An 11,759-nucleotide genomic window follows, 5' to 3' on the forward strand; every position below is an offset into this window, starting at 1 on the left:
GTCGATTATCAAATAGACTATCTGTATTTATTTAAAACTCTTTTGAATTCAAATAGTTATCTGTGAAAAAAATCTTACAAAATGTTTGACACGGCATCTTAAATCCGTAAAATGCGATTCCAAGTTGAGGGGGTGGTTAGCTCAGTTGGGAGAGCGACGGCCTTACAAGCCGTAGGTCACAGGTTCGACCCCTGTACCACCCACCACTTGTCGAAAGAACTACCCGGCAAGTTGGTTAAACTCAGTCTGTAGCGGACCGGTAGTTCAGTTGGTTAGAATGCCGGCCTGTCACGCCGGAGGTCGCGGGTTCGAGTCCCGTCCGGTCCGCCATTTAATTCTTAAAAGAAGCTCCACATCGTTGGGGCTTTTTTTATGCCTGTCAAAAACCCACCTCACTGAATCATCTAATCAGCGCGCCTTCTCTCTCAAGCGCTAAAGGCTAATCTGAGGGGTTAATTTGAGTGGCTAATTCAAAAGACTAGTCTAAAAGGTTAAGCAGGCAACCAAAGCATAGTTAGCCCGCTTGTTTGCTTTGTTTATGATTGTGCAGGCTTGTCCATAAATTTCCCGTCGACAAAAACGCAGTACTCACCCGGTAGTATCGCATGCCAGGTTTCGTCAATAGTCAGTGGTTCGGTGGCAATCACACTGACGACATCGTCAGCGCTGGTCACGCGAGAAAAATCAATGGTCACATCTGTATCGGCTAAGCGTGCTGTGCCAAACGGCGCCTTGCGGGTAATCCAGCTTAATTTACTGGAACAAAATGCGAACAGAGCGTCACCGTCGCTTAATAAAATATTAGCAATTCCCGCTTTGTGTATTTGCAAGCAGCACTCGTGGATTAATTTTTGCCATTGCTCCATCGGCGGCGCGGAGGAAAATTGTTTATCCAATTGCCCCATTAACCAACAAAACAAATGTTCACTGTCTGTTGAACCGACCGGTTGAAAACGCGATAACGGGAATTGTTTGAAGTCATTGACTTGGCCGTTGTGGGCAAAGGTCCATTGCTTACCCCAAAGCTCTCGTTGAAACGGGTGTGTGTTTGCCAGCGATACCTTGCCCACATTGGCTTGGCGAATGTGAGAAATAACAATGTGGCTTTTGATGGAGTACTCTTGTAAAAATTTAGCGATGGGCGATTCCGAACTGGGCAAGTGATCTTTAAATTCACGCACGCCGCCTGTTTCGTAAAATACCAAACCCCAACCATCTTTATGAGGGCCAGTGGCTCCGCCTCGACGTAACAAACCGGTAAAGCTAAAGCAGATATCTGTTGGTACATTGGCACTCATCGCTAACAATTCACACATTGTGGTTCCTTTTCGAATAAGTAATCCGGTAGCGCTATCAAGCATTTTTGTATCATAAAGCGTAGAGTAAACGCCATTGCTTAATCAATACATCGAAATAAACTGATTATTTGCTCCATAAATTCGAATTTTATCACGCTTGCCTCTACCCTAGAATTGCCCGCCAAGCAGAATGTGCACGCTTTAAAGAATGCACTACCGTTTGCCCGAATACATTCTTCTGCCGGTATAAAACGAAGTTTCTTGTGAGGTAGTTAGGGTTTTGCTGAATGCATTTCTTTCTTGTTTTAGGTCGATAACCGCGTACTTGTCTTCAATATCTTCAATTCAGTCACGTATTTTTATTCCCTCGTTTTTAATCATTAGCCAATGTGAGTTGTTTGCTTAATGGCGAATACCCAATGTAAACAGCAAACACCTAACGTAAACAGCAAACACAATCGCGATGAATCAGGGTTTTCTAATAGAACAACCATCTATGAATAGAACAACTAGCCATAAATAGAACAACCAGCCATGTTTTGTAGGCCGTTTTCGGAGATCGTTCGTTGAAAATAATGTTAGACCACCAACGTATATTTAATCATTTTGAGCTTAAGCATATCCGTGGTGATATTTTCGGCGGTGTAACCGCTGCTGTTATTTCTTTGCCTATGGCATTGGCCTTTGGTGTTGCCTCGGGAGCAGGGCCAGTGGCCGGTTTGTACGGGGCAGTATTGGTTGGTCTGTTTGCGGCTCTGTTTGGTGGTACTTCCACCTTGATATCGGAACCCACCGGACCGATGACTGTAGTGATGACCGCCGTACTTACCACAATGATGGCAAGTAACCCAGAAAACGGCATGGCCATGGCGTTCACCGTGGTCATGATTGCTGGTGTGTTTCAAATTATTCTTGGTGCCTTAAAGTTAGGAAAATACATCACATTAATGCCCTACAGCGTTATTTCTGGGTTTATGTCGGGCATTGGTTTAATTTTAGTGTTGCTTCAAATAGCGCCTTTTTTGGGCCAAGCACCACCGGCCGGCGGTGTTATCGGTACGCTTAACAGTGTGCCTGAGTTATGGCAAAACATTGAAATAAGCGAAACGTTACTCGCATCGGCATCTCTTGCCGTGCTCTTTCTTGTGCCCAAGCGCATTGCCAGTAAAGTGCCGCCACAGTTGATCGTGTTGGTGCTGGGTACCATCGTGTCGTTGCTGGTGTTCAGTGACGATAGCATTCGACGAATCGGTGAAATTTCCATTGGTTTACCGACTCTGTATTTGCCCACGTTTAGCCAAGAGCAATTAACCACCATGGTTCTCGATGGCATGGTGTTGGGCACCTTGGGCTGTATCGATTCTTTACTAACCGCCATGATTTCCGACAGCCTAACTCGCAAAGAACACAAATCGAATAAAGAGTTGGTGGGCCAGGGCGTTGCAAATGTGGTTTCTGGATTGTTTGGCGGCTTACCGGGCGCCGGTGCCACCATGGGAACGGTTGTAAATATTCAGGCGGGAGCAAAATCCGCTTTTTCCGGCGTTGCGCGAGCGATTGTTTTATTGGTGGTTATTTTTGGCGCGGCCAGTCTCACAGAACATATTCCATTGGCAGTATTGGCGGCAATTGCACTAAAAGTTGGTTTAAATATTCTAGACTGGAGTTTTATCAAGCGTGCTCATCGCGTTTCGAAATTATCAGCCTCGATTATGTATGGCGTTATGCTACTGACAGTATTTTTCGATTTAATTGTCGCTGTTGGTCTCGGGGTTTTTATAGCGAACATTCTAACCATTGAGAAATTAAGCCAACTGCAAACCAAAAACGTTAAATCATTCAGCGATACCGGCGACGATGTACCATTAAAGCAGGAAGAAAAATCCTTGTTGGATCAAGCAAATGGTCGAGTGTTACTGATGTATTTAAGCGGCCCTATGATTTTTGGTGTTTCCAAAGCCATTGCCCGTGAGCATAACACCATTCAAAAATACGATTGTGTTGTTTTAGATTTACTCGATGTGCCGTTACTCGATACCACCATTTCAATCGCCATTGAAAATACCATCAAAGACGCAATTGATTCGAACAAAGGCGTATTTATTGTCAAGCCTCGCGCTCAAGCGAAAAAAACGCTGGAGCGCGTTGGTGTTTTTGAATTAATTCCAGGCACTCAATTATGTGAAAACCGCATGGAAGCCTTATCCAAAGCCGCAAGCTATTAACGACTGATCGATACAACCCATAACATCGAACTGAGCGCCCGTAGTTTTACGCCGCCCCGGTATTAATGGGCTGGGATTCGAAGGGTTCTGATTCTTGTTCAGAGTTTTGCTCCATCAGCTCGAAACCGGCGTGAGATTTTCGACGTTGCAGGGCTCGGTCAAACCGACGACCCACGGCACGTTTTATACGGTGAGAGCAGTTATTGATGGAATCGTAAATATCGTCGGCAGTCTCTTGGGTTATGGTAAGTGGGTAGCGATCGGCTTTAACGACAATTTTACAGCGCATATCGTTACCGCCTTTGGGACCGTTTTCATCGGTGAGAAACACATCGACCACTCGAATTTTGTCGCGATACAAGCCTAACGCCAATCGGATTTTTGCGTCGACGTAATTACTCAATGCGTTAGTTTGTGGAAACGTTGGAGTGTGTATTTTTATAAGCATATGGAATGCACCTAATTTTAGAGTTAATCAGAGGTTCCTATCTTTTGTTTTTAGCTCCACCTGTTTAAGGTTCTGAAAATATACTCGGCTCCCAAGCGATGAAAAAATCGTTTATTGTTTAGGTAATAAATCGGTAAAATCGAACTGTTGAGCGTATAACGAAGCCGCCTTTTGTAAGGTTTTTTCCATGAGGAATCACCATGCCCGATACCATGAACTACAAGCACTTACATTATTTTTGGGTGGTTGCTCACGAAGGTAGCATTGCCAAGGCGAGTGAAAAACTGCACATTACACCGCAAACCATCAGCGGGCAGTTATCACTGTTGGAACAACGCATTGGCAATGCGCTGTTTGAAAAAGCGGGGCGTGGTTTAGCGCTAACCGATACCGGGCGCTTAGTGTTGCGCTATGCCGACGAGATTTTTGAGCTCGGCCGAGAATTGGGTGATGTCTTGCGCGGCGCCCCTGTTGCCGGGCCTTCTGAATTTATCGTCGGTGCGGCCAGTGCGTTGCCAAAAACCATTGTTTATAAAATTATCGAGCCCGCGCTGCATTTGCCTCACGACATCAGCCTTACCAGCAGAGAAGGGCCCGTTGATGGCATGCTGGCAGACTTGGCGGTTCATAAAGTTGATATGGTGTTAAGTGATACCCCAGTGACTAGCGCCGTGAGCGTGAAAGCTTACAATCATCTTTTAGGTGAAAGCGGATTAAGCTGCTTTGCCGCACCACGATTATTAAAAACCTACAAAAAGAATTTTCCGCAATCGTTAAACAATGCGCCGGTATTACTGCCCACGCCGCAGTACGCCATACGCCAACTGATTGATGGCTGGTTGCAGGAACACAATATTTATCCCGTAATTTGTGGCCAATTTGATGACAGCGCATTAATGAAATCTTTTGGCCAGGCAGGAATGGGCATTTTCTTTATGTCTTCTGCCATTGAAGAAGAAATTTGTAACAATTTTAATGTACGAGTTGTTGGCAGAATTGACGACGTAAAACAGAAGTTTTACGCAATTTCAGCCGAGCGCAAAGTGAAACACCCGGCAGTAGCTGCTATTTGTGACACCGCGCGCAGTGCGCTTTTTGGTGAATAACATTAGCCAAAGTTTTTTGGTGTTAGAGTGATTTTTGCTGGAGCTATTGTGACTTTTTCTCCTTAGCCACAGTTGCACCATTGCCTTCTTTCCAGGCATTAAATCCGCCGCGAACATGGGTAATTTTTTCCATGCCCATATCGAGTAAGGTCGCAACCGCTAAAGCTGATCGCCAGCTCGACTGACAATACAAAATAAATGTTTTATCTTCTGAAAAAATGGGTTTGAAATAAGGACTGTTTGGATCAACCCAAAATTCCAACATGCCTCGTGGGGCGTGCACAGCGCCGGGAATCATGCCTTCTCGTTCAAGCTCTCTTACATCGCGTATATCAACAAAAACAGTATCGTCGCTGTTTAATTTATTGATTGCTTCTTCAACAGAGAGTGAATCAATTCGAGCATTGGCTTCTTCAACTAATTGGGCGGCGTTTTTTAATAAAGGCATTGATACTAATCCTATTAAAATAAATATGTAACGTTGGAATAGGGTGATTTACCGTATTGCGAGGGTTAACTTTCTTTCCTAACCTTTTTTATCTCTTAATTTTTAGTTATCTGATAAATAGATTAACTATATCGGTTTGGTTGATAAGTGGAATATTAACAAGATAATTTTGAATGGTCATTAGTTATTTTTTACCGTTTTCATTGCCTAACTAATTACCGACGAAGCTAGATAAAAAACGATACAAATTAAAAACGATTTAAATAATTTACTATCAATTATCTATAAATATGTTTACTGAATAAAAATAACAGTATGAAATTATTATTCTTTTGTGTTGATTGAATAAATACTGTTGATATTAATAACAACACGTTCTTGATTGCTTGTTTTTCATGCAGTAGCATAAAAGTTGTCCGATCCGACATCTATTCTAGCGCTAGTCATACCCTCTTATTTTTTAAGAGAATTTATCTCGACTATTTATGAGGTGTTTATTATGACAGGTCAGGAATTTATGGGATTAATTGTAGGTCTGTGCGTTATTGGCCTACTGGGCAAATTGTTAGAACAGTTACTAAGAGAACTGTACAAACTTTATAAAGCAACCGCTCGGGTTGTGGTTGGAGTAGCGGGTGCTGTAGGAACCTATATTTTTACCAGCGCCGTGTTCGGTATTCCTATTACCGAATTAACCTGGACTGGCGTAGCTACCGGCGTCGTGTTATCGGCTTTGTTTCCAGGTGCGTCCAATGGTGGTGGAGCACCGCCAGCATAAAACAAGTTTACCATTTAACGGTTTATTAAATTTTAATTAGTCAACAAAAGCGTGCTTTTCTAGCACGCTTTCTTCTCTCCCTTTTTAATCTGTCTCGATTATTTTTCCTAGTATTGTTAATAATCTCGCTAAATTTCTCGAATTATTTCGGTAACTAAACAGAAGTTTCTGTAGTGTTAAATAGACCTATCGAAAATTATCACTAAACAATTTTCTGTCGTTATAATTTTAAATAAGCAATAGATTATTTTTCTGTGTTTTTTGGAATAATTTAAGGCCAATATCATACGCACAAGAATTTTACACAAATTGTAAAATTGACAGGATATGTTTGATAAATTGACATGTGCAAAAACACAGTTATTGCGCGCCCGAAATGATGCTGTTCTAATTCCCAACGCTAAGAACTGACTTATGAAAGGGAATTTGTATGACCAAGCCGTATTTTCGCTACTGGGGAAAATCTTCAACCAAAGATTCTGCCGGTAATCTGCTACCACGTCCTAATTACCACCTCTTAGCGTTTCATTCTTTGGATGTTGCCGCTGTTGGCTACGAGCTGCTTTCGCCAAACGGCCCTTATAACAAGGTGTTAGCACAGCAATTAGGCGTAGGCGGTGAATGGTTGCAGAATTGGTTTAGCTTCTGTTTGGTCTTGCACGATTTGGGTAAATTCTGTTCAGGGTTCCAGCAGCAATGTGCAGGATTGTCTGATCATTTGGTTCAAGAGCCTAAGCGATACTCTTATGAATTACGACACGATGCTTTAGGGTATCTATTACTTAAAGAAATCGACAATCAATGGTTATCGACTAGAAACCAACGTTGGTTAAAAATTACGGTAGGCCACCACGGTAAACCCGTCGATCAACGAGACGAGAAAAGTAGAAATATTCGCACCTATGCCAGCGAACAAGATATTCAAGCCGCTACGGAATATACACAAGATTGTGTGGAGTTATTTCAGTTAGGTTTATCAACTCATGTCAAAGTTGAGCCAAATAAAATCAAACAAGCCTCTTGGATGTTGGCTGGGATCAGCGTACTGGCAGACTGGATTGGTTCAAATCCAGATTTTTTCCGTTACAAAAACTTTGAAAATTTAGAGTCAGAAAAAATTAACTTAGAATATTATTGGCGAGAAATTGCTTTGCCTCAGGCGGCAAAAGTACTGGATTCCCCCGCATTTGCGTTTAAAAAGAAAAAACCGTTTACCAGTATCACTCAGCAGTTTGACTACATTAAAACCCCAACGCCCTTACAAGCAAAAGCCGCTCAAATCGAAATTTTAGATGGCCCGCAATTATTTATTTTAGAAGACGTAACCGGTGCTGGGAAAACCGAAGCTGCGATGATATTGGCCCATCGATTAATGGCGGAAAATCTCGCCGATGGACTGTATGTGGGTTTGCCAACTATGGCGACCGCAAATTCTATGTATAAACGCTTAGCCAAAAGTTATCGCGCTTTATACGACGAATCTGAACGGCCTTCGTTAGTATTGGCTCACGGCGCTAGCACCCAAAATCAAGATTTTTCAGACGCAATTATGTTATCTAAGCAACAACAAGACAGTGATTACATTGCCGACGAAACATCCGCCAGTAATTACTGCAATGCTTGGTTTGCCGACAGTCGCAAAAAAGCATTAATGGCCGAAGTGGGCGTAGGCACGATTGATCAAGCCATGCTGGGTGTGTTGCCAGTTCGCCATCAAGCTTTGCGATTATTAGGGTTACACCGAAAAATATTAATTATCGATGAAGTACACGCTTATGACGCCTACATGACACAAATTTTAGAGCGGTTAATCGAATATCACGCCAATACCGGCGGCTGCGTGATTTTATTGTCTGCGACATTACCTAATAATCAACGAGATAAATACAACAATGCCTTTATTAAAGGTTTAAGTGCAAAAAATAACTTGAAACAAGCGGGAAAAATTAAAAGCGAAGCGACACTCAACAGTTTTCCGTGGTTTACTCAAACTGCTTTGCAAACGATCGATAACCTTACAGGTGTTTATTTTGAAGAAGAAAAAGTCGCCACCCGCGCCAGTGTAGAGCGTACCGTGCAAGTGGATTTAATCCATAATGAACAGCACGCAATAGATCTGATTATTAAAGCAGCCAATAATAACCAATGCATTTGTTGGATTCGCAATACCGTAGCGTTGGCGCAACAAACCTATCAAGAATTAAAAAATCATCCTGATCTACAAGATGCCGAAATTACACTTTTTCACAGTCGTTACGCATTATTAGATCGTCGATCCATTGAAGAAAAAGTGCTCGAAAAATTTAATGATAAATCTGAATTTAATCAACGAAAAAAACAAATACTTGTTGCCACTCAGGTGGTGGAACAAAGCCTCGATCTTGATTTCGATTATATGATAACCGATCTCGCTCCCATTGATTTAATCATTCAAAGGGCGGGGCGCTTACAGCGCCATGTTCGCGATCAAAACGGTAATCCTGCTGAACAAGAACAACGTTCGGCACCGACACTCACCGTGTTAACGCCAGAGCTGGATTCGGCAACGCATCGAAACTGGCTAGAAGCCTTATTGCCTAGCAATTCCTACGTTTACAAAAATATTGGCCAACAATGGTTAACCGCAAAAATACTCAGCGACAAAGGGCAATTTACCATGCCCAACGATGCACGTTTACTGGTCGAAAGCGTTTACGGTGATGACTGCGAACAAATCCCCGAAGCATTAACGAAAGTAACCGAAGAGGCCATTGGTAAAGACAAAGCAAAATCCAGTACCGCCCATAACGCGGTGTTAGAGATTGCCGACGGCTACTCTGCAACAAATGGCAGGTGGGACGACAAAGCAGACTTTGGCTCGCGACTTACCGAACAAGAGACCGTAGAAGTTGCCCTAGCAACCCTGGAAAACGACCAACTCGTCCCTTACGCCAAAGGCGAGCAGCACGCCTGGGCACTGAGCATAATAAAAGTACCGCAAACGCAATGGCACCAAGCACAAAACACATTAGACGAAAAAGCGAAAGATACTATTTTCGAGCTAAAACAAGAAGTTAAAGCATTAAAGTGGCTTGAGGTGTGGTTGATCGATAAATCTCAACTAGATTTTTATTCAAACGAGGTAGGTTGGTTTAGCAATGAATAAAAATTTAATCCACCTGTAAATAATAGTGGTGAAATAAACTGATACACCTTTCTATAAAATAGCACTATATGTGATAACCAAAATACCCCAGACGGAGCTGACATGTGAATTTAATTACTACTCCTTGGTTAAACGTTATTCGCGTTAATGGTGATTTAGACGTCATTACGCCCGCGCAATTGGTTGAAACCGATAATCCCGCTTTTGATTTAAACAGTTGCCGCCCAGATTTTAAAGGTGGGTTGTATCAATTGTTAATTGGTTTATTCCAAACTTTTTTTGCGCCAGAGGATAATGACGATTGGTCGCAATGGTATGAATCACCGCCATCCATTGATGATGTTAATCAAGCATTCGCAAATTACATTGATTATTTTGAATTGTTTTCGGAAAAAATCGCTTTTCTACAAGATTTTGATTTACCCGAAGCAGAAACAAAATCTGTGTCTGCTTTATTAATTGAAGCACCGGGTGCGAAAACCATTAAAGATAATCTGGATCATTTTATTAAGCGAAATCAGGTTAATGCCATTTGTCCAGAATGTTTGTCGGCGGCGTTATATACCTTGCAAACCAACGCACCCAGTGGTGGTGCAGGGCATCGTACTGGAATGCGCGGCGGAGGCCCGTTAACTACTTTGCTAATGCCCCATGATCCAAAAGCCACGCTTTGGCAAAAAATTTGGTTAAATATTTTAACCGCCAATAACGGCCCCGATGACTACTCAGACGTGTTTCCGTGGTTAAAACCCACCAAAACTTCCGAAAAAAAGGACGCAGGTACAGTTGTAAACGAGGTGCATCCGTTGCAGATGCATTGGGGCACACCGCGACGTATTCGTATTAATTTAGATTCTATGCACGAAGGCGATTGTGATTTATGCGGCAAGCATTCCCAGCAATTGATCAGTGAATATCGCACCAAAAATTACGGCATTAATTACGATGGCGAATGGATTCATCCACTGACACCACACCGTGAAGACCCCAAAGGCAAAAAACCAACTTTAAGCATAAAAGGTCAGCCCGGCGGTGTGGGGTATCGCGATTGGTTGACGTTAAATTTTACCTATAAAAACGGCGATACCTTACCTGCCAAGGTTGTGAATGCTTTTTATTCCGATGAACGCTTGGAGCTTTTAAAAGAAGAGTATCCCGATATTGCCAAAAGTTTTGGTCTTTGGTGTTTTGGTTACGATATGGACAACATGAAGGCCCGTTGTTGGTATGAAAGCCAAATGCCGGTGGTGGGTATCAATACCAGCTTGATCTATGCCGATAAATCGCCGTTTGTCGATTTAGTTGAGGTCTACGTTAAAAAGGCGCAAATTGTTTTAAAAGCCCTAAAAGATGCTTTAAAGCAAGCAAACTCTGATACAAAATTTGTGGATGATCAATTTTGGCTGGCAACCGAAGATGTGTTTTTTAATCAAATTATCGACATTTCTAAATACGATCAGTTAGCGAATAATATTCCCGAAGCTGTATTTGAGCGTTGGATTTATACCTTAAGAAATACGGCTTTTTCTATTTTTGATCATAAATCCCTAGATTATCCAGTGGATGAAAAAAATCTAAAAAATATTGCTGCCGGTAGAGCCAGTTTAACCAAAAAACTAGGCAATAAAAAAATTATGGATGATTTCAATAGCTACATACTGAATGAAGAAGGTGACAGCTAATATGAAAATTAATATTTATTATTTAACGAAGGATGAGTTGGGTTCTTTGATTGATTGGCATGCTAAGCTAGAAGATCGTCGTGGTGACAGAGCGCAATTGCGTAGAGCGTCTAATCCAATTGAGGTGGTGAGTAGTCCAGCATTTCATCGTTTTTTAAGTTTTATGAAAACGGAAAACCCTTCTTATCATAGCGCTGATAAATTCCCGGAAAATAAATTAATGTTATTAGCTATCATTGTAGGTCTTGTGGCTAGATTAAAGTCAGAAAGTACGGTTGTATTTGCAAAAGCATTAGGTGCGGGTGATCGAAAATATTCAGAGACTAGATTTCAGCAGCTGTTGCAAAGTCGTGACGAAGATGAATTTTTTCGTCGTATGTCTTTAGCTATTCACTTCTTAAAGGGTGAAGTTTCGGTGAAAGACATGTGTGAGTGTATTTGTAAGTGGTATAAAGAGTATAAGGTGCCTTCGAAAACTCATCTTTCAGATCAGTTTAAATTTCAAATGACAGTAAATTACTATCAATTATCTTCCGATTAGTTTAAGTAAACTTCTACCATAAGATAGACACTATATTCCTGGAAGATTAATTGAAATAACTGTTAACCCATAAACAGAATTCGAGATT

The 11,759-nt window shown here is 41.9% G+C and carries 9 protein-coding genes and 2 tRNA genes; 8 read left to right on the forward strand and 3 right to left on the reverse strand.

The window, feature by feature from the left end:
- The first annotated feature begins 130 nt into the window (after positions 1–130).
- Together LU361_RS17300 and LU361_RS17305 are read left to right on the forward strand one after the other, a co-directional pair.
- A tRNA-Val gene (locus LU361_RS17300) sits at positions 131–206 on the forward strand.
- 47 nt (positions 207–253) lie between these two features.
- Positions 254–330 (forward strand) — tRNA-Asp (locus tag LU361_RS17305).
- Between the two features lie 206 nt (positions 331–536).
- Here LU361_RS17305 and LU361_RS17310 read toward each other — a convergent pair.
- Positions 537–1,316, reverse strand: a complete 780-nt coding sequence (locus LU361_RS17310; protein ID WP_233090252.1) for a class II glutamine amidotransferase — start codon at positions 1,314–1,316, stop codon at positions 537–539.
- A gap of 557 nt (positions 1,317–1,873) precedes the next feature.
- Here LU361_RS17310 and bicA point away from each other — a divergent pair.
- Complete coding sequence (bicA, locus tag LU361_RS17315) at positions 1,874–3,523, forward strand: bicarbonate transporter BicA (RefSeq protein WP_233090671.1); 1,650 nt, start codon at positions 1,874–1,876, stop codon at positions 3,521–3,523.
- A 46-nt stretch (positions 3,524–3,569) separates the two neighbouring features.
- On the opposite strand, the gene LU361_RS17320 is transcribed toward bicA, so the two are convergent.
- Complete coding sequence (locus tag LU361_RS17320; protein WP_233090254.1) at positions 3,570–3,971, reverse strand: HPF/RaiA family ribosome-associated protein; 402 nt, start codon at positions 3,969–3,971, stop codon at positions 3,570–3,572.
- A 200-nt stretch (positions 3,972–4,171) separates the two neighbouring features.
- On the opposite strand from LU361_RS17320, the gene nhaR reads away from it, so the two are divergent.
- Positions 4,172–5,077, forward strand: coding sequence for a transcriptional activator NhaR (nhaR, locus tag LU361_RS17325; protein ID WP_233090256.1), 906 nt, complete (start codon positions 4,172–4,174; stop codon positions 5,075–5,077).
- A 43-nt stretch (positions 5,078–5,120) separates the two neighbouring features.
- Here nhaR and LU361_RS17330 read toward each other — a convergent pair whose 3' ends face one another.
- Entirely contained in the window at positions 5,121–5,525 is a 405-nt protein-coding gene (locus tag LU361_RS17330; RefSeq protein ID WP_233090258.1) for a rhodanese-like domain-containing protein, read from the reverse strand.
- 499 nt (positions 5,526–6,024) lie between these two features.
- Between LU361_RS17330 and LU361_RS17335 the strand changes: the two genes are divergently transcribed.
- The 4 genes from LU361_RS17335 to casB all read left to right on the forward strand — a co-directional run bounded on the left by LU361_RS17335 (position 6,025) and on the right by casB (position 11,671).
- On the forward strand, positions 6,025–6,303 hold the full coding sequence (locus LU361_RS17335; RefSeq protein WP_233090260.1) for a hypothetical protein: 279 nt from the start codon (positions 6,025–6,027) through the stop codon (positions 6,301–6,303).
- 430 nt (positions 6,304–6,733) lie between these two features.
- Positions 6,734–9,448, forward strand: a complete 2,715-nt coding sequence (gene cas3, locus LU361_RS17340) for a CRISPR-associated helicase Cas3' (protein WP_233090262.1) — start codon at positions 6,734–6,736, stop codon at positions 9,446–9,448.
- A 104-nt stretch (positions 9,449–9,552) separates the two neighbouring features.
- On the forward strand, positions 9,553–11,130 hold the full coding sequence (casA, locus tag LU361_RS17345) for a type I-E CRISPR-associated protein Cse1/CasA (RefSeq protein WP_233090263.1): 1,578 nt from the start codon (positions 9,553–9,555) through the stop codon (positions 11,128–11,130).
- A 1-nt stretch (position 11,131) separates the two neighbouring features.
- Entirely contained in the window at positions 11,132–11,671 is a 540-nt protein-coding gene (gene casB, locus LU361_RS17350; RefSeq protein ID WP_233090266.1) for a type I-E CRISPR-associated protein Cse2/CasB, read from the forward strand.
- Positions 11,672–11,759 lie beyond the last annotated feature (88 nt).

Origin of the sequence: Sessilibacter corallicola, from assembly GCF_021290925.1 — a bacterium.
Lineage (GTDB): Bacteria > Pseudomonadota > Gammaproteobacteria > Pseudomonadales > Cellvibrionaceae > Sessilibacter > Sessilibacter corallicola.